17 protein-coding genes are annotated in these 16,734 nt (G+C 61.9%); 10 read left to right on the top strand and 7 right to left on the bottom strand.

The annotated features are described in order from the left end of the window. Window positions 1–61 precede the first annotated feature (61 nt). Window positions 62–928, bottom strand: coding sequence for an SDR family oxidoreductase (locus tag PQR32_RS20050; RefSeq protein WP_408230589.1), 867 nt, complete (start codon window positions 926–928; stop codon window positions 62–64). Between the two features lie 200 nt (window positions 929–1,128). Between PQR32_RS20050 and PQR32_RS20045 the strand changes: the two genes are divergently transcribed. Beyond that, entirely contained in the window at window positions 1,129–2,262 is a 1,134-nt protein-coding gene (locus PQR32_RS20045) for a glutathione-independent formaldehyde dehydrogenase (protein ID WP_408230586.1), read from the top strand. Here PQR32_RS20045 and PQR32_RS20040 read toward each other — a convergent pair. After that, window positions 2,259–2,837 (bottom strand): DUF4865 family protein, encoded by a 579-nt coding sequence (locus PQR32_RS20040; protein WP_408230583.1) that lies wholly within the window; start codon window positions 2,835–2,837, stop codon window positions 2,259–2,261. The two genes, PQR32_RS20045 and PQR32_RS20040, sit on opposite strands and share 4 nt — an antisense overlap. Window positions 2,838–2,944: 107 nt before the next feature. Then, entirely contained in the window at window positions 2,945–3,163 is a 219-nt protein-coding gene (locus PQR32_RS20035) for a hypothetical protein (protein WP_408230580.1), read from the bottom strand. A gap of 131 nt (window positions 3,164–3,294) precedes the next feature. On the opposite strand from PQR32_RS20035, the gene PQR32_RS20030 reads away from it, so the two are divergent. The 5 genes from PQR32_RS20030 to PQR32_RS20010 all read left to right on the top strand — a co-directional run bounded on the left by PQR32_RS20030 (window position 3,295) and on the right by PQR32_RS20010 (window position 8,228). Further along, window positions 3,295–3,585 (top strand): co-chaperone GroES, encoded by a 291-nt coding sequence (locus PQR32_RS20030; RefSeq protein WP_007177123.1) that lies wholly within the window; start codon window positions 3,295–3,297, stop codon window positions 3,583–3,585. 18 nt (window positions 3,586–3,603) lie between these two features. Beyond that, window positions 3,604–5,244 carry a chaperonin GroEL gene (gene groL, locus PQR32_RS20025; protein ID WP_408230576.1) on the top strand — a complete coding sequence of 547 codons (1,641 nt, stop codon included), beginning with the start codon at window positions 3,604–3,606 and terminating at the stop codon, window positions 5,242–5,244. 276 nt (window positions 5,245–5,520) lie between these two features. Beyond that, a complete protein-coding gene (locus PQR32_RS20020) occupies window positions 5,521–6,573 on the top strand; it encodes an aliphatic sulfonate ABC transporter substrate-binding protein (RefSeq protein WP_408230573.1) in 1,053 nt (350 codons plus the stop codon). Window positions 6,574–6,587: 14 nt separating this feature from the next. Beyond that, a complete protein-coding gene (locus PQR32_RS20015; protein WP_408230570.1) occupies window positions 6,588–7,451 on the top strand; it encodes an ABC transporter permease in 864 nt (287 codons plus the stop codon). A gap of 9 nt (window positions 7,452–7,460) precedes the next feature. Continuing rightward, window positions 7,461–8,228 (top strand): ABC transporter ATP-binding protein, encoded by a 768-nt coding sequence (locus tag PQR32_RS20010; protein WP_408230567.1) that lies wholly within the window; start codon window positions 7,461–7,463, stop codon window positions 8,226–8,228. 65 nt (window positions 8,229–8,293) lie between these two features. On the opposite strand, the gene PQR32_RS20005 is transcribed toward PQR32_RS20010, so the two are convergent. The 4 genes from PQR32_RS20005 to PQR32_RS19990 form a co-directional block, all read right to left on the bottom strand. Continuing rightward, the gene (locus tag PQR32_RS20005; protein WP_408230564.1) at window positions 8,294–9,046 is read right to left on the bottom strand and encodes an amino acid ABC transporter permease; all 753 of its coding nucleotides are present in this window, start codon (window positions 9,044–9,046) and stop codon (window positions 8,294–8,296) included. After that, window positions 9,043–9,783 (bottom strand): amino acid ABC transporter permease, encoded by a 741-nt coding sequence (locus PQR32_RS20000; protein ID WP_408230561.1) that lies wholly within the window; start codon window positions 9,781–9,783, stop codon window positions 9,043–9,045. Before PQR32_RS20000 ends, PQR32_RS20005 begins: the two co-directional genes overlap by 4 nt. 94 nt (window positions 9,784–9,877) lie before the next feature. Next, window positions 9,878–10,696 carry an ABC transporter substrate-binding protein gene (locus PQR32_RS19995; protein ID WP_408230558.1) on the bottom strand — a complete coding sequence of 273 codons (819 nt, stop codon included), beginning with the start codon at window positions 10,694–10,696 and terminating at the stop codon, window positions 9,878–9,880. A gap of 182 nt (window positions 10,697–10,878) precedes the next feature. Continuing rightward, on the bottom strand, window positions 10,879–12,201 hold the full coding sequence (locus PQR32_RS19990; protein ID WP_408230555.1) for an LLM class flavin-dependent oxidoreductase: 1,323 nt from the start codon (window positions 12,199–12,201) through the stop codon (window positions 10,879–10,881). 242 nt (window positions 12,202–12,443) lie between these two features. On the opposite strand from PQR32_RS19990, the gene PQR32_RS19985 reads away from it, so the two are divergent. Genes PQR32_RS19985 through PQR32_RS19970 form a run of 4 tightly spaced genes read left to right on the top strand, consistent with a single transcriptional unit; the run spans window position 12,444 to window position 16,691 of the window. Next, window positions 12,444–13,223 carry a GntR family transcriptional regulator gene (locus PQR32_RS19985; protein ID WP_408230552.1) on the top strand — a complete coding sequence of 260 codons (780 nt, stop codon included), beginning with the start codon at window positions 12,444–12,446 and terminating at the stop codon, window positions 13,221–13,223. Further along, on the top strand, window positions 13,220–14,953 hold the full coding sequence (locus PQR32_RS19980; RefSeq protein ID WP_408230549.1) for a fumarate reductase/succinate dehydrogenase flavoprotein subunit: 1,734 nt from the start codon (window positions 13,220–13,222) through the stop codon (window positions 14,951–14,953). Before PQR32_RS19985 ends, PQR32_RS19980 begins: the two co-directional genes overlap by 4 nt. A gap of 9 nt (window positions 14,954–14,962) precedes the next feature. After that, window positions 14,963–15,208: a 4Fe-4S dicluster domain-containing protein gene (locus PQR32_RS19975; RefSeq protein WP_134463961.1), complete on the top strand. Its 246-nt coding sequence runs from the start codon at window positions 14,963–14,965 to the stop codon at window positions 15,206–15,208. Between the two features lie 52 nt (window positions 15,209–15,260). Continuing rightward, window positions 15,261–16,691 carry an ABC transporter substrate-binding protein gene (locus PQR32_RS19970; RefSeq protein ID WP_408230545.1) on the top strand — a complete coding sequence of 477 codons (1,431 nt, stop codon included), beginning with the start codon at window positions 15,261–15,263 and terminating at the stop codon, window positions 16,689–16,691. Window positions 16,692–16,734: the final 43 nt, after the last annotated feature.

Genomic DNA, 16,734 nt, shown 5'->3' with positions numbered 1-16,734 from the left:
CGGGGGGCCCCCCGCCGGGGGGGGGGGCGCGGGGCGGCCCGGGCCCCACGGCTTCACCGACTCAGATAATCGGCGCCCCGCCCGTCACCGCGATCGTCGCGCCCGAGATATAGCTAGCTTCGTCGGAGGCCAGCATCACATAGGCGGCAGCCAGTTCGGCCGGCTGTCCCGGACGTTTCATCGGCACCTGCTCACCGAATTTCTCGACTTTCTCGGGCGGCATGGTCGACGGAATCAACGGTGTCCAGATCGGCCCAGGCGCAACGCAGTTCGCCCGTATGCCTTTCTCCGCCAGCAATTGCGCGAGTCCACCTGTGAAATTCTGAATCGCGCCTTTGGTGGTCGCGTAGGCGATCAACCCCGGATTCGGATGATCCGCATTGATCGATGACGTATTCACGATCGACGCCCCGGGCTTCATATACTTCACCGCCGCCCGCGTGATCCTGAACATCGCGCCGATGTTGGTATCGAAGGTTTTGTCCCACTCTTCGTCGCTGATGTCTTCGAGCGACGGATAGCTCATCTGATAGGCCGCGTTGTTGACCAGCACGTCGAGCCGCCCGAACGCCTCGACTGCTCTCTCGACGATCTCCTTGCAATGCGCTGGGTTCGTGATGTCACCCCGCAGCAATAACGCCTTGCGGCCGGCCTCTTCCACCCAGCGAGCGGTTTCGCGCGCATCGTCGTCTTCGTTGAGGTAGGAAATCAACACGTCCGCGCCCTCGCGCGCGAACGCAATGGCGACTGCACGGCCGATTCCGCTGTCGCCGCCGGTAATGATGGCGGCCTTGCCGGCGAGACGCCCCGAGCCCTTATACGACTTCTCGCCGTGATCAGGTTGCGGCTTCATGGGCGCGGTTTGCCCGGGCGTCTGGTCCTGCTGCTGGTTTGGAAAAGGTGGCGTGGGACGTTGCGTGTCGGTCATGACGATCTCCAAAGCGCGGATGGACATGCGCGGCGTGCTAAAAGCACGCGGCGGCTTGCGTAGACGCAGCAACGTTCGGGCCCGCGCGCGTCGCCGCGCATCGATTTATCAAGCCGTCGTCAGGCATGTGTGCTGCTCAATATAAGCGCGTATGCGCCGCATTCCGCGGCAAGTTGTGAACACTGATCCCAGGAGCTCGAATGAAAGCGCTAGTTTATGAAGGGCCGCGCAAAGTCACGGTCAAGGACATGCCCGATGCAAAAATCGAAAAGCCTACCGATGTGCTCGTGAAGATCACCACCACGAACATCTGCGGCTCGGACCTGCATATGTATGAAGGCCGCACCGACATGGAAACCGGCCGCATTCTCGGGCATGAGAATCTGGGCGTCGTCGTCGAAGTGGGCAATGGGGTAGAGAGGATCAAAGTCGGCGACCGGGTCTGCATGCCGTTCAATATCGGCTGCGGATTTTGCAAGAACTGCGAGCGTGGCCTGACTGGTTTCTGCCTCACCGCCAATCCCGGCATGGCCGGCGCCGCCTACGGTTTCGCGGGGATGGGTCCGTACAGCGGCGGACAGGCGGAATACTTACGCGTACCGTTCGGTGACTTCAATTGCCTCGTTCTGCCGCCCGATGCGCAGGAAAAGGAAAATGATTACGTCATGCTTTCCGACATCTTTCCCACCGGTTATCACGCGACGGTGCTCGCCGGGGTCGAACCGGGCGATAGCGTCGTGATCTACGGCGCCGGACCGGTCGGTTTGATGGCCGCGCTATCTGCCTCGATCAAAGGTGCCAGCAAGGTCATGGTGGTGGATTCGCATCCCGACCGGCTCAAGCTCGCTGAGAAGCTCGGCGCGATTCCGATCGACGACAGCGACGGCAATTCCGCCGAGCGGGTGCTGGAAATGACCGGTGGCGAAGGCGCGGACCGCGGCTGCGAATGCGTCGGCTATCAATGCAGTTGCAAGGGCCACGAGGTGCCGAATCTGACCATGAACAACCTGGTGAAGGCCGTGCGCCCGACGGGAGGCATCGGCGTGGTCGGCGTGTTCGTCGCTCAGGATCCGGGCGCGAAAGATGAGCTCGCGAAGAAGGGGCAACTCGCGTTCGACTTTGGCCAGATGTGGATGAAGGGGCAACACATCGCCACGGGCCAGGCCAATGTGAAGGCGTACAACCGCAAACTATGCGAACTGATCGCGGCGGGAAAAGCCAAACCGTCCACGATCATTTCACACGAGCTGCCGCTCGAAAAAGCGCCGGAAGGCTATGAGCATTTCGACGCACGCGATGAGGGCTGGACGAAAGTGGTGTTGAAAGCCGCCTAAGCGCGACACGCCTGAAGTCGCGCCAGCCCCGGCGCGGCCAGATAGGCGATTTCATAACCGGCAACACCCTCGATCTCGCGCGCCGGCGCCGAACTCAGCGTAAAACGCGCGAGCTTCCAGTTCAACGTGTCGAGACCCACGAGCGACACGACGACATCCTCGCGCGTGGCAATCCGCGCGTTGCGCTCAGTTTCGGCGGCGCTCAACTCGCCGAGATCGACGCCCTCCCCGACCACCACCTCTTCACGATAAATCGACAACGCGGGCGCGGCGCGGCCCGCATGCACCGCAAGCGGCAACCAGGTCTGAATTGGCGGACGGCCGAACGATTCGATCACCGCCTCGAAGCGCGCGCCGGTGACGAACCTGGTCGCTTCAGCTTCGTCGAACCATAGATAAATCGATGTATAGGCGTTGTGCGGCGCCCCATGCTGGCCGCGCTCACGCAGCGCGAAAGCCTTGAACGCGAGCCCTTCTGCGTGATCCCAAAGCGGCCCGCGAGTTTGGCCGCGCGTACGAATCTGCGACATAGCGTAGTCCGCCGGCAAGCGGTGTTCATATTGCTTGATGAGCATGATCGTCATTCCCTCGATGAGTGAAGCTACAGGTTGCCCGAGCGGCAACGGGCGTTCAACGCCGGATTTCCGTATAGCGGCGATGAATCACGCGAACCACGGCGCCGTCACAAGCAGCGAGCCACGGCGCACACCACCGCAGTCGTGCCGACAATGATCAACGCGCCCGAACACAGACCGGTCAGATGCGCGAACAGCGCGTCGTGCGGGTCGAGTTCGGCCTCGTCCGTAGCGGATAAAGCGGGCGGACACGGTTCGTTCGGCGGCGGCATCGCGACGGTCGGCGCGCCGCGCAAGCCGGCCTCGCCCCGCTGCATGCGTTGCACGAGCCAAATGCCTAACGCTCATAACCTTCGATGAATCGCTTATTGGAGCGTCGCGCGGCATCTTTCTATACTCGATTCCGGTCAGCACTCACCAGCGACGAGTGCCAGAATTCAACCGCGGAAATCGAACCATGAGCCTACGCCCCTTGCATGACCGCTTGATCGTCAAGCGTCTCGACCAGGAAACCAAAACCGCTTCGGGGATCGTGATTCCCGAGAGCGCCGCCGAGAAACCCGATCAGGGCGAAGTGATCGCCATCGGTCCGGGCAAGCGCGATAGCGACGGCAAACGCATCGAGCCTGATCTGAAAGTCGGCGAACGCGTGCTGTTCGGCAAATATGCCGGACAGTCGGTCAAAGTCGACGGCAACGAACTGCTCGTGCTGCGCGAGGAAGATGTTGTCGCAGTCGTCACTCAATAACGAACGGAGCGTCAATCCATGGCAGCAAAAGAAATTATTTTCAGCGACGTCGCCCGCTCGAAACTGGTCGAAGGCGTCAACATTCTCGCCAACGCGGTCAAGGTCACACTGGGTCCGAAAGGCCGCAACGTCGTGCTGGAGCGCAGCTTCGGCTCGCCTGTGGTCACCAAGGACGGCGTCTCGGTCGCGAAGGAAATCGAATTGCCGAACCGCGTGCAGAACATCGGCGCGCAGCTCGTGAAGGAAGTCGCTTCGCGCACCAGCGACGCCGCCGGCGACGGCACCACCACCGCGACCGTGCTCGCGCAAGCCATCGTGCGCGAAGGACAGAAGTATGTAGCGGCCGGTCTCAATCCGCTGGACCTGAAGCGCGGCATCGACAAGGCCGTGATCGCCGCAATCGATGAGCTGAAGAAGATCAGCAAGCCGACCACGACCAGCAAGGAAATCGCCCAGGTCGCGACCATTTCGGCCAACGGCGAAGAATCGATCGGCCAGCGTATTGCCGAAGCGATCGACCGCGTCGGCAAGGAAGGCGTGATCACTGTGGAAGACGGCAAATCCCTCGACGATGAACTCGATGTCGTCGAAGGTCTGCAATTCGATCGTGGCTACCTGTCACCGTATTTCATCAACGACCAGGATAAGCAGGTGGCCGTGCTCGACAACCCGTTCGTGCTGCTGCACGACAAGAAGGTGTCGAATATCCGTGATCTGCTGCCGGTTCTGGAACAGGTTGCCAAAGCCGGCCGCCCGCTTCTGATCATCGCGGAAGACGTGGAAGGCGAAGCGCTCGCCACGCTCGTCGTGAACAACATTCGCGGCATTCTGAAGACCGTCGCGGTCAAGGCGCCGGGCTTCGGCGACCGCCGCAAAGCGTTGCTCGAAGACATCGCGATTCTGACCGGCGGCCAGGTGATTGCCGAAGAAACGGGATTGTCGCTCGAGAAAGCGACGCTTGCGGAACTCGGTCAAGCCAAGCGGATCGAGGTCGGCAAGGAGAACACTACCGTCATCGACGGCGCGGGCGACAGCAAGAACATCGAAGCGCGCGTGAAACAGATCCGCGCCCAGATCGAGGAATCGACCTCCGACTACGACCGCGAAAAACTACAGGAACGGGTCGCGAAACTGGCGGGCGGCGTGGCGGTCATCAAGGTCGGCGGCGCAACCGAGATCGAGGTCAAGGAAAAGAAAGACCGTGTCGACGACGCGCTGCATGCGACGCGCGCCGCTGTCGAGGAAGGCATCGTGCCGGGCGGCGGCGTCGCGCTGATTCGCGTGAAGCAGGCCATCAGCGGACTCAAGGGCGTGAACGCCGACCAGGACGCGGGCATCAAGATCGTGCTGCGCGCGCTCGAAGAGCCGCTGCGTCAGATCGTGACGAACGCCGGCGAAGAAGCCAGCGTGGTGGTCGCAAAGGTCGCTGAAGGCGCGGGCAATTTCGGTTACAACGCGCAGACCGGCGAATACGGCGATCTGGTGGAATCAGGCGTGCTCGATCCGACCAAGGTCACGCGCACGGCGCTGCAAAACGCGGCATCGGTCGCGGGTCTGCTGCTGACCACGGACGCCACCGTGCACGAGGCACCGAAGGATGCACCGGCAGCGGGCCAGCCCGGCGGTCCGGGCGCGGGTGGGCCGGGGCTCGATTTCTGAGGACTGTCTGCCGCGAGAGATCGCGCGGTCACATATCGCGCGGTTAAACGCAGCCAGCCCGGGCCGGCATCCGCTTCATCGCGGGCCGGCCCGTGCTCGTTGCGGTCTTCTTCGCTCTCTCGACGCAAGCGTTGCAGCAGCGCGACGCGCTGTCGTCACGGCGTCACCGCAGCCATAGCGCGCGATGTGCTTTGGTTGTGAGCTTTTATTCGTTCGTTTGCAGCCGCGCGTTGGGTACATTCAAAGGTCATGACGGAACAACGCAAAGGACCAGCCATGCCATTCTTTCGGGGCGCAGTACCGCTATCGTTCTTACACGTACCGCGGCGCGCGCAGGTTGTTGTCCGCCGCCTTCTCCTGGCCACAGCGGTTGCCGTTTCCGCGCTGACGAGCCTCGCGCCAGGCGTGGCACACGCCGCTCCGCCAGCCGAACTGAAGCTCGATTACGCGTATTATTCGCCGGAAAGTCTTGTCATCAAGCGCAACGGCTGGCTTGAACAGGAACTGGCAGCGGATCACACGCAAGTGAAATGGGTGTTGAGTCTCGGCAGCAACCGTGCGCTCGAATACCTGAATAGCGGCGCGATCGACATCGGCTCGACGGCCGGCCTGGCCGCCGTGCTTGGCAAGGCTAACGGCAATCCGATTCGCGCCGTCTATGTTTTCTCGCGCCCCGAATGGACCGCGCTCGTCGTCCGCAAGGATTCGCCGATCCGGACACTCGCTGATCTGAAGGGCAAAAAGATCGCCGCCACCAAAGGCACCGATCCTTTTCTATTCACGCTGCGCGCGCTGCACACCGCCGGACTGTCGCGCGACGACGTCGAGATCGTGAATCTGCAACATCCCGATGGACGTGTCGCGCTCGCCAACGCCCAGGTGGATGCGTGGGCCGGTCTCGATCCGCACATGGCCGCCGCGCAGATCGACGACGGCGCGCGCCTCCTCTATCGCAACGTCGACTTCAATACGTGGGGCTTGCTCGACGCGCGCGAAGATTTCATCAGCGCGCATCCCGATACGCTGGCGCACGTCCTGAAGGTTTATGAAAAGGCGCGCTTGTGGATCGCGGTTCATCCTGAAGAGACCGCGAAAATCGTCGCCGAGGAATCGAAGGTGTCGCTGCCGGTGGCGAAACTGCAGTTGAGCCGCAACGACTTCAGCCAGCCGCAACCGGGCGCGAAACAGCTCGCCGCGCTCAAGGCGGCCGCACCGATCCTCACGCAGGAGCAACTGGTCAAGCCGGACACGAACCTGAACCAGATCATCGACGCGTTGATCGACGCAAAGCCCGCGCAGCCCATCATCGCGGCCGACGCCGGCAAGTAAGGCCGCCCACCGCCATGTCTACCGACGATTCACTGTCGCTCGACGACTCCGCATCAACCGCTCGACGGCATCGCGAAGCGCCGCCACGACGCGATCCGCTGAAGGCCTGGCGCGTGGCGGGACTTGCGCTGCCGCTGGTTTTTTTGCTGCTTGTCGAAGGGCTGGTCCGTCTATCGGTATTGCCCGCGCATCTCGTGCCCGCACCCCGCTCGATTGCGCAAACGCTGTGGGACATGGGCGGCGCGCGGCTCGGCCGGCATATCGGCGCGAGCTGCCTGCGCGTGTTCGCGGGCTTCGGGATCGGCTCGGCTCTCGCGCTGTTGATCGGCGCGGCGATGGGGTTGAGCCGGCGCGTCGATGCGCTACTCGATCCGGCCTGTCAGGCGTTGCGCGCGATTCCGTCGCTTGCGTGGGTGCCGATCCTGCTGCTGTGGATGGGCATCGACGAAGCGCCGAAAATCACGCTGATCGCAATTGGTGCGTTTTTTCCGGTGCAATTGAGCGTCGTCGCGGGGATTCGCGATGTCGATCGGAAGCTGATCGAACTCGGCGAGGTCAATCGGCTCGATCAGCGGGCGCTGTTCACCCGCATTCTGTTGCCCGCATCGCTGCCGCAAATCTTTACCGGTCTGCGCACGGGACTCAGTCTTGCGTGGATGTTCATGGTGGCCGCCGAACTGATTGCCGCGACTCGCGGCCTTGGCTATCTGCTTAGCGACGGACGCGAAACGGGACGTCCCGACATTGTGTTCGGCGCGATCCTGTTGCTCGCGTTGCTCGGCAAGTTGAGCGACAGCGTTCTCAAATCGATCGAAACGCATACGCTGTCGTGGCGCGACTCCGCTGCCGAACGCCATCCCTCTCGAAGAGTCGTGTAGCACTCCCCTATGTCGACAGTTTCCCTTTCCCGCCCTCTTCTCGACGTTCGCGCCGTCAGCAAACAATACGACGGCCGCGCGGTGCTCGAGCGCGTGCGCTTCGAAATCGGGCGCGGCGAGATCGTCAGCCTTGTCGGACCGAGCGGCTGTGGAAAGAGCACGTTGTTGCGCGCGATCGCGGGTCTCGACCGGGATTTCGACGGCGAGATACGGCTCGACGGCGTTCCGCAACACGGTCCGTCGGCACGGCTGGGCCTGATCTTTCAGGAGCCGCGTCTTCTGCCCTGGCTTTCGGTTGCCGACAACGTCGCATTCGCAGCAGGCCCACGGCGTGGCAGCGATCCGCGCGTCGCCGAGCTGCTCGGTGAAGTCGGTCTCGCCGACGTGCGAGAGGCGCTGCCCAAGCAGCTATCCGGCGGCATGGCGCAGCGCGTCGCACTGGTGCGCGGGTTCTTCTCCAGACCCGACCTGTTGTTGCTGGACGAACCGTTCAGCGCCGTCGATGCGATGACCCGCATGCGTCTGCAAGACCTGTTGCTTGCGCTCACGCGTTCACACGGCACAGCAGCCCTACTCGTCACGCACGACCTCGACGAAGCGCTCTATCTATCCGACCGCGTGCTGTTGCTCGCGTCGCCCCATGGCAGCGGCGCTGGGCGTGTCGTGCGCGACGTCGCCATCGATACAGCGAGGCCGCGCGATCGGCGCGACCTGTCGTTGGCGGAACTGCGCGCGCAGTTGCTGGACGGATTGAACGGGACTGTCGGGCCGCACTGAAAGTCTCGGATCGGCGCAGGTCACCCCAACGGGCCGCGCGCCGGTCGATGCGCAAACCCAGCGCGTTAGGGCATCGCCACGCCGCGTTCTTTGCTGCGCACCGTGCCGGTCCCGGTTTCCGCGTCGGTGCCAATGGCGCGTACTGTCGGCGCGCGCAACAGCGCGCGAGAAGCAACCCATTGCAACGCGGAGCACAAAACCAGATACACGATCCCGACGAATACGAAAATCTGCGCGGGGTAAATCATCAGGCGGCTATTGACCTGATTGGCGAGAAAGGTGAATTCCGGCACCCCGACGATATACGCGAGCGAGGTGTCCTTCACGAGCGACACCCACTGATTGACGAACGACGGCATCATGACACGAACCGCCTGCGGCAACACCACATAGCGCAGCGCCTGCCAGCGCGTGAGCCCGAGCGACAGCGCCGCGTTCTGCTGGCCCGCGCCAATCGAAACGATGCCCGCATGCACCGAATGCGACAGGTACGCGCCACCGATCAGCGACAGCGCGCACACCACCGCCGCCAGACCCGGCACGTTGATATGCAGCAGAATCGGCATCAGGAAGAACGTCCAGAAAATCAGCATCAGCACCGGAATCGCCCTGAAAAACGCGACGATTCCCAGCAGGAGTAGATGCGCGGCGCCGCGGGTCATCGAGAGCGCCACGCCGCCCGCCAGACCTACCGCAGCGGATAGCAACGCCGACACGACCGACAGCACGACAGTCAACGCCGCGCCGCCCAGCGGTCCATTGGGGAACGCACCGAGCAGCAGATAGCGCAACGTCGGCAGCCATTCGAGCGCACTCATGCGCGTCCCCTTTGCAAAGCACGTACACCCGTGCGTTGCCAGATCACCAAAGCCGTTTCGATCAACGCGATGGTGACGACGTACAGCACGGTTGCCGTGCCGAAGGCCTGAAAAGTCCGGAAGCTCTCCGTGTCGACCTGACGCGACATATACGACAGCTCGGCCACGCCGATCGCCATCGTCAGAGATGAGTTCTTCACGACATTCATGTATTGCCCCGCGAGCGGTGGCGTGGCGATACGCACCGCTTGCGGCAAAATCACATGACGCAAGGTGGCATAACGCGTCATGCCCAATGCGGCGCCCGCCTGGTATTGCGCGGCGCCCACGCCGCGGATGCCGGCGCGAAACTCTTCGGCGATGAAGGCAGTGCTGTAACAGGTCAAGCCGAGCCAGCCGGCGAATAGTTCGAAGCTCGGCCAGCGCAGAACAAGAGGTCCGACGCTCAACAGATGTGGCGCGTTCAGCCACGTCATCCACGGCTGGGGCAACAGCGTCGCCGCGCCGAAGTACCAGAAAAGCAACTGCACCAGCAGCGGCGAATTGCGAAACACGAGCACGTAGAGCCGTGCCGCAGTAGCGAGCGTGCGATGTTGGGAGATTTGAGCCATCGCCAGTCCGAAACCCAGCAACGTGGCGCATACGCTTACGCACGCCGACAAGATCAGGGTGATGACAAAGCCGTGTGCGAGCCAGCCGAGATAGCGGGGCTCCAGCCAGAGATTCATGAAATGCATTCGAAAAACCGCGGTCCTCTATCAGCAAGACGGCCCGGCCGCTCTTTTCGAGTCATGACCGGGCCGTATTCAGGCAGTTGCAAAGCGACGTACGTCAGCTCTTTTGCGGGTCGCCGATCTTGAACAAACGCGGCAGCGGCGCGGCACTTGTCGGGCCGAACCACGTGTCGTAGATCTTGCCGGCCGTGCCTTTGGCTTCGAGATCCTTCAACGTCTCGTTGACGACATCGAGCAGTCGCGTCTCGCCCTTCGGCACACCTACGCCTTCGTAGTCGTTGGAGATCGTGAACGGCGGGATCTCGTAGTTCGCCTTGTCCGGCACTTTCGCCAGCAACGCGACGAGCTTCGGCCCGTCCTGCGTGATCGCCTGCACGTTGCCCGTGCGCAGCGCGGCGAATGCGAACGGCGTGTCGTCGTAAGCGACGATCGTGGCGCCCGGGAATTGCGCCCGTACCTGCTGTTCGTTGGTCGTGCCTTTATCCGCGCCGATACGCAAACCGTTCAACTGTTGTGGCGAGCTGAGCGTGCCCTTCTTCGCGATGAATTGCGTGCCCGACGCAAAATAGGGCGTGCTGAAATCCACCTCCTTCTTGCGATCGTCGGTAATCGTGAAGTTGGCGAACACCAGATCCACCTTGCCCGACTTCAGGAAAGCGATGCGGTTGGCCGGATTGGTCGGCTGGATATCGAGCTTGACGCCGAGCCGGGTCGCGAGCGCACGCGCATAGTCGATGTCGAGCCCGACGATCTGATTGCTCTTCGGATCGACGAAGCCAAACGGCGGATTGCTGTCGAACGCGGCAACGCGCAGCACGCCCGCTTTCTTGATGTCGTCAAGGCGATCCGCATGCGCGGCGGTAGACATGATGAGCAGACTTCCGGCAATCACTGCCCCAAGCACTCTGAAATTCATAGCGGTGGTTTCCTGTTGTTCTTGATGGTCCGCGCAAGACGTCCATCGACGTTGCTCTTGTGCGTGAACCACTCACTCTATCAACGCTTCCGAACGGAACAAACGAAGCAATTTTCAGGTGCTAAGCGGCGAATGTCATATCGCGCCTCTGGAACAACCGCATCGATGGGATGCGGCTCACATCAAGCAGGAAAGAAACGGTTTTCAGGCCGCGGCAAACCTAGATTCTCGCGCAGCGTCACGCCTTCATATTCGCGCCGGAACAGTCCCCGTTTCTGCAACTCGGGAATGACTTTATCGACGAAGTCATCGAGACCGGCGGGAAGGTGGGAGAACATCACGTTGAACCCGTCCGAGCCCTCCTCCACCAACCACTGCTCCATCTGATCCGCGATCATCGCAGCCGTACCGACCATCTCCAGTCCCGAGTAGCCGCCGATCCGCTGCGCCAGTTGACGAATCGTCAGCCCGTCGCGCTGCGCCCAGTCGACCACCCTTTGCCGCGAGGTACGGCTCGCATTGGTCTCGGGGATGTCGGGCAGCGGGCCGTCGGGATCGAAGCCGGACACGTCGTGCCCCAATGCAATCGACAATGAAGCAAGGCCGCTCTCGTAGTGAACGAACGTGTCGAGCCGCGCGCGCGTTTCCCGCGCCTCGTCCAAAGTATCGCCGACCACCACGAAGGCGGCCGGAAGTATCTTCATATGATCCCGTGAACGGCCGAGCTTTTCCATGCGGCCTTTCACATCGGCGTAGAAGCGCTTTCCGTCCTCGAGCCGGCTCTGCGCGGTGAACACCACCTCGGCGGTTTCGGCCGCGATCTGCCGTCCCGCTTCGGACGAACCCGCCTGCACGATGACGGGCCAGCCCTGAACGGGGCGCGCGATATTCAACGGTCCGCGCACGGAGAAGTTCTCGCTCTTATAGTTCAGCACATGCAGTTTTTGCGGATCGAAGAATGTGCCGGTTGCCGTATCGCGGATAAAGGCGTCGTCGGCCCAACTGTCCCAGAGGCCGGTGACTACATCGAAGAACTCGCGGGCGCGCCGGTAGCGCTCGTCATGCTCGACATGCTCGTCGAGGCCGAAATTGAGCGCGGCGTCCGGGTTCGACGTCGTCACGAGATTCCATCCCGCGCGGCCGCCGCTGATGTGGTCGAGCGAGGCGAAACGCCGGGCGACGTGATAAGGCGCGTCGAACGTGGTGGACGCCGTGGCGACCAGCCCTAGTCTTTCGGTGACCGCCGCCAGAGCGGGCAACAGCGTCAGCGGTTCGAACGAGGTCACCGTGTGGCTATGCTTGAGTGCATCCAGCGGCATATTGAGCACCGCGAGATGATCGGCCATGAAGAACGCGTCGAAGCGGCCGCGTTCGAGCGTCTGCGCAAACCGCTTCAGATGCCCGAAATTGAAGTTGGCGTCCGGATAGGCACCAGGATAGCGCCATGCGCCGGTATGGATCGTTGTGGGGCGCATGAAAGCGCCGAGGCGAAGCTGACGTGACATGTGCCGATCTCCATCGCAAACAAGGTCGAGCCAGTTTAATCGCGCTTCGCCGCGGCCGCTTGCAGCCGGTTCGCGGGTCATTCCCACTCCCGGCCGCCGTGCCGCGCGGATACGCCCCGACATCGATCCCCAATGCGTCCCTGAAGAAATACAAAGCACAAAATCTTCGTTCGCCCGGTACGACTCCGTCACTAGACTGTGATTCAACTTGTTATAACAAGTACAGGCAACCCCGCAAAACCATGACGAAATCCGACCCCGCCAACGTGCTGCCGCTTGCCGCTCCTCCGCTCTACGAGCAGATCAAGACGGAGTTGCGGGCGCGCATTCTCAACGGCACGTATGCGGCCCATTCGCAGATGCCGTCCGAAAACGATCTGTGCGCGATGTTCGATGTTAGCCGTATCACGGTGCGGCAAGCCCTTGGCGATCTGCAGAAGGAAGGCCTCGTCTTCAAACTGCACGGCAAGGGCACCTTCGTTTCCAAGCCGAAAGCCTTCCAGAACGTCAGCGCGCTGCAAGGCTTTGCCGAAGCGATGTCGTCGATGGGCTATGAAATCGTCAACCAGCTCAAGCACATCCGTTTTATTCCGGCCACCGCGCAGATCGCTCAGCGCCTTGAGTTGCCCGAGGGCGCGAAAGTGGCCGAAATCCATCGGGTGCGCCTGCTCAATCGCGAACCCGTGTCGCTGGAAATCACGTGGGTGCCGGAAGCACTGGGCAAACGCCTCGCCAACGCGGACCTCGTCACGCGCGACATCTTTCTGATTCTCGAGAACGATTGCGCCGTGCCGCTCGGCCATGCGGACGTTTCCATCGACGCCATTCTCGCCGACGAAGATATCGGCGAAGCATTGAACGTGGAGGAAGGCAGCCCGGTGTTGCGGATCGAACGTCTCACGCATAGTGCGGACGGCACGCCGATCGACTACGAATACCTCTATTTCCGCGGCGATGCGTTCCAGTACCGCTTTCGCATCGATCGTCAGAAAGAGAAGAAGAGTACAAGGAAGACGAAATGAATACACATGTGATCGAATACGACCTGGTCGTCGTAGGTGGCGGCACGGCTGGTCCAATGGCTGCCGTCAAGGCCAAGGAACAGAATCCGAACCTCAAGGTATTGCTGCTGGAAAAGGCCAACGTCAAGCGCAGCGGCGCGATTTCGATGGGCATGGATGGCCTGAACAACGCCATCATCCCAGGTCACGCGACACCCGAGCAGTACACGCGGGAAATCACCATCGCGAACGACGGCATTGTCGATCAGTCGGCCGTCTACGCCTACGCGCGGCACAGCTTCAAGACCATCGAGGAACTCGATCGCTGGGGCGTGAAGTTCGAAAAAGACGGCACCGGCGACTACGCCGTCAAGAAAGTGCATCACATGGGCTCCTATGTGCTGCCGATGCCGGAAGGCCACGACATCAAGAAAGTGCTGTACCGGCAGCTCAAACGCGCGCGCATTGCGATCACTAATCGGATCGTGGTCACTCGCGTGCTGACGGATGCGCAAGGGCGCGCCTGCGGCGTGCTGGGCTTCGATTGCCGCACGGCCGATTTCTACGTCGTGCGTGCGAAGGCGGTGATTCTCTGCTGCGGCGCGGCGGGCCGGCTCGGCTTGCCGTCGTCGGGCTACCTGATGGGGACCTACGAGAACCCGACCAACGCCGGCGACGGCTACGCGATGGCCTATCACGCCGGCGCAGCGCTGGCGAATCTCGAGTGCTTCCAGATCAATCCGTTGATCAAGGACTACAACGGCCCGGCCTGCGCGTACGTGACGGGACCGCTCGGCGGTTTTACCGCGAACGGCAAGGGTGAACGCTTCATCGAATGCGATTACTGGAGCGGCCAGATGATGTGGGAGTTCTATCAGGAACTGCAGAGCGGCAATGGCCCGGTGTTTCTGAAGCTCGACCATCTCGCGGAAGAAACCATTCAGACCATCGAGCAGATCCTGCATACGAACGAGCGCCCGAGCCGCGGACGTTTTCATGCGGGACGCGGCACAGACTATCGCGAGCAGATGATCGAGATGCACATCTCCGAGATCGGCTTTTGCAGCGGTCATAGCGCATCCGGCGTGTATGTGAACGAGCGCGCGGAAACCACGGTTGCGGGTCTCTATGCCGCCGGCGACATGGCCGCCGTGCCGCACAATTACATGCTCGGCGCGTTTACCTATGGCTGGTTCGCGGGTCGCAACGCCGCGCAATACGTCGAGGGCCGCGAGCATGCCGCGTTGGACGACGAGCAGGTCGAGGCTGAGCGCTCGCGCATCTACGCCCCGCTCGAACGCGACACAGGGCTCGCGCCGGCGCAGGTCGAATACAAACTGCGCCGCATGGTGAACGACTATCTGCAGCCGCCCAAAGTCACGCGAAAGATGGAAATCGGCCAGCAACGTTTTGCCGAAATCGCCGACGACATCGGCCGGATCAAAGCCGACAACCCGCACGAACTGATGCGCGCCGCCGAAGTGCGGGCGATTCGCGATTGCGCCGAAATGGCCGCGCACGCGTCGCTATATCGCACGGAAAGTCGCTGGGGGCTGTACCACCATCGGGTCGATTATCCGCAGCGCAACGACGCGGAATGGTTTTGCCACACGCATCTGAGGAAGGACGCAACGGGTCGCATGAGCAGCGAAAAACGCGCCGTCGAACCCTACGTGGTGCCGCTCGACGCTCACGACAGTCACGCCTATCAGAACCTGCGCATCGGCGAGCCCGCGCTCGCGGACGCCTGAGGAGCCACCATGCCGACGACACCGCACGACATTTTCCAGCGCAGCGCCGCGCCCGTCACGATCGATGAGGACAAGTGCATTGCCGACAAAGGCTGCACCGTCTGCGTGGATGTCTGCCCGCTCGATCTGCTCGCGATCGATCTGAGCAAGGGCAAGGCCTATATGAAGTTCGACGAATGCTGGTACTGCATGCCTTGCGAAAAAGATTGCCCGACCGATGCGGTCAGGGTCGAGATTCCCTATCTGCTGCGTTAATGAAGAACCATCCACTTTAAAGCACGGCTGCTTATCAACCGGGGTTTAACTCATGAATATCCGCCATCTGCTTGCCACGACGCTCCTCGCGAGCGGCCTGCTGGCGCTCACCACTAGCGCCGCGCGCGCCGAGACCATCCGCATTGCGATCGGCACCCAGGACACGACGATCAATTGCGCCACCGGCGGCCTGCTGATCCGCGAACTGAATCTGCTCGAGAAGTATCTGCCGCATGACGGCAAGTACAAGGACGTCAAATACGACGTGCAATGGAAAGACTTCACGTCCGGCGCGCCGATCACCAACGAGATGGTCGCGGGCAAGCTCGACTTCGGATCGATGGCGGACTTTCCCGGTTCATTGAACGGCACGGCGTTCCAGAAGGCGGGTAAGAAGAGCGTGTTCATCACCGTGCTCTCAGGCAGCATCGAGGGCAGCGGCAACGGCATCGTCGTGCCGGACGATTCGCCGATCCACTCGGTCGCCGACCTGAAGGGCAAGACGATCTCGGTGCCGTTCGCTTCGGCGGCGCACGGCATGCTGCTGCGGGCCGTCAAGGCACAAGGCTGGAATCCCGACACCGACGTGAACATCATCACGCAGTCGCCGGAAGTGGCCGGCAGCGCGTTGAAGGCCCATAAGATCGACGCCCATGCCGACTTCGTACCGTTCGCCGAACTGTTCCCGTTCCGCGGCTTTGCGCGCAAGATTTACGACGGCGCGCAGACGCATGCGCCGACCTTCCACGGCACGCTGGTCGACGCGGACTATGCGAAGCGCTATCCGGAGGTGGTGGTCGCGTATTTGCGCGCGGTGATCGAAGCCAACCAGTTGTTCGCGCAGGATCCGGAGAAGTACAGTCAATTGATCCAGAAAGTGACCGGCATCGACGCCGAAGTCAATTATCTGTTCCACGGGCCACTCGGTCTGCAAACACGCGATCTGACGTGGAAGCCCGAATACCGTCAGGCGACGGTCACGGCGATCAGCACGCTCAAATTGCTGAAGAAAACCGACGTCGATCTGGATGTGAACACTTTCATCGACGATCGTTATATCCGTGAAGCGTTCAGGCAATCCGGCCTGAACTACGACGCGGCGCTCAAGAACTACGCGAAGCAACCGCTCGTCGCCAACGACGCGCAATCCGGCAAACGCATCACCGATCTACGCGCCGTGACGCAGGTCTGGGTCGATGGCGAAGGCAAGGTGCGCGACTATGCGTCGGCTCAAGAAGCGTTCGCCGCGGTCAATACGCTCGAACAAGGCGGCAAGAAAGTGCGCGTCGTCTACATTCAGGATCATTCGAGCGGACTGAAACTCTTCGCCAATCAGGCGTGGTACGTGAAGGACGCCAAGGGCAACCTCGCCGGATTCCTCCTGAAAGAAAACGCGGATAGCTACGCGAAGCAGGTGAACGGCAATGTCGTGGATTTCGCCGCTGCCAAAACCGACGCGACACAAACCGTCGCGGCGCGCTGACCGATAGCCCGCAGCGTGCACCGGCGTGCATTATTCAGGAGAG

It is taken from the genome of Paraburkholderia dipogonis, assembly GCF_046027395.1.
In the GTDB taxonomy this organism is placed as follows: domain Bacteria; phylum Pseudomonadota; class Gammaproteobacteria; order Burkholderiales; family Burkholderiaceae; genus Paraburkholderia; species Paraburkholderia dipogonis_A.
The sequence above is the reverse complement of the archived record's forward strand: the minus strand, read 5'-3'. Positions and strand labels throughout refer to the sequence as shown.

Excerpts from the sequence above, each read along its gene's own strand:
- groL (WP_408230576.1), top strand. The coding sequence starts at position 3,604 with ATGGCAGCAAAAGAAATTATTTTCAGCGACGTCGCCCGCTCGAAACTG.
- PQR32_RS20000 (WP_408230561.1), bottom strand. The coding sequence starts at position 9,783 with ATGCATTTCATGAATCTCTGGCTGGAGCCCCGCTATCTCGGCTGGCTC.
- PQR32_RS19990 (WP_408230555.1), bottom strand. The coding sequence starts at position 12,201 with ATGTCACGTCAGCTTCGCCTCGGCGCTTTCATGCGCCCCACAACGATC.
- PQR32_RS20030 (WP_007177123.1), top strand. The coding sequence starts at position 3,295 with ATGAGCCTACGCCCCTTGCATGACCGCTTGATCGTCAAGCGTCTCGAC.
- PQR32_RS19970 (WP_408230545.1), top strand. The coding sequence starts at position 15,261 with ATGAATATCCGCCATCTGCTTGCCACGACGCTCCTCGCGAGCGGCCTG.
- PQR32_RS19995 (WP_408230558.1), bottom strand. The coding sequence starts at position 10,696 with ATGAATTTCAGAGTGCTTGGGGCAGTGATTGCCGGAAGTCTGCTCATC.
- PQR32_RS20015 (WP_408230570.1), top strand. The coding sequence starts at position 6,588 with ATGTCTACCGACGATTCACTGTCGCTCGACGACTCCGCATCAACCGCT.
- PQR32_RS20020 (WP_408230573.1), top strand. The coding sequence starts at position 5,521 with ATGCCATTCTTTCGGGGCGCAGTACCGCTATCGTTCTTACACGTACCG.
- PQR32_RS20040 (WP_408230583.1), bottom strand. The coding sequence starts at position 2,837 with ATGCTCATCAAGCAATATGAACACCGCTTGCCGGCGGACTACGCTATG.
- PQR32_RS19975 (WP_134463961.1), top strand. The coding sequence starts at position 14,963 with ATGCCGACGACACCGCACGACATTTTCCAGCGCAGCGCCGCGCCCGTC.
- PQR32_RS20005 (WP_408230564.1), bottom strand. The coding sequence starts at position 9,046 with ATGAGTGCGCTCGAATGGCTGCCGACGTTGCGCTATCTGCTGCTCGGT.
- PQR32_RS20010 (WP_408230567.1), top strand. The coding sequence starts at position 7,461 with ATGTCGACAGTTTCCCTTTCCCGCCCTCTTCTCGACGTTCGCGCCGTC.
- PQR32_RS20050 (WP_408230589.1), bottom strand. The coding sequence starts at position 928 with ATGACCGACACGCAACGTCCCACGCCACCTTTTCCAAACCAGCAGCAG.
- PQR32_RS19985 (WP_408230552.1), top strand. The coding sequence starts at position 12,444 with ATGACGAAATCCGACCCCGCCAACGTGCTGCCGCTTGCCGCTCCTCCG.
- PQR32_RS19980 (WP_408230549.1), top strand. The coding sequence starts at position 13,220 with ATGAATACACATGTGATCGAATACGACCTGGTCGTCGTAGGTGGCGGC.
- PQR32_RS20045 (WP_408230586.1), top strand. The coding sequence starts at position 1,129 with ATGAAAGCGCTAGTTTATGAAGGGCCGCGCAAAGTCACGGTCAAGGAC.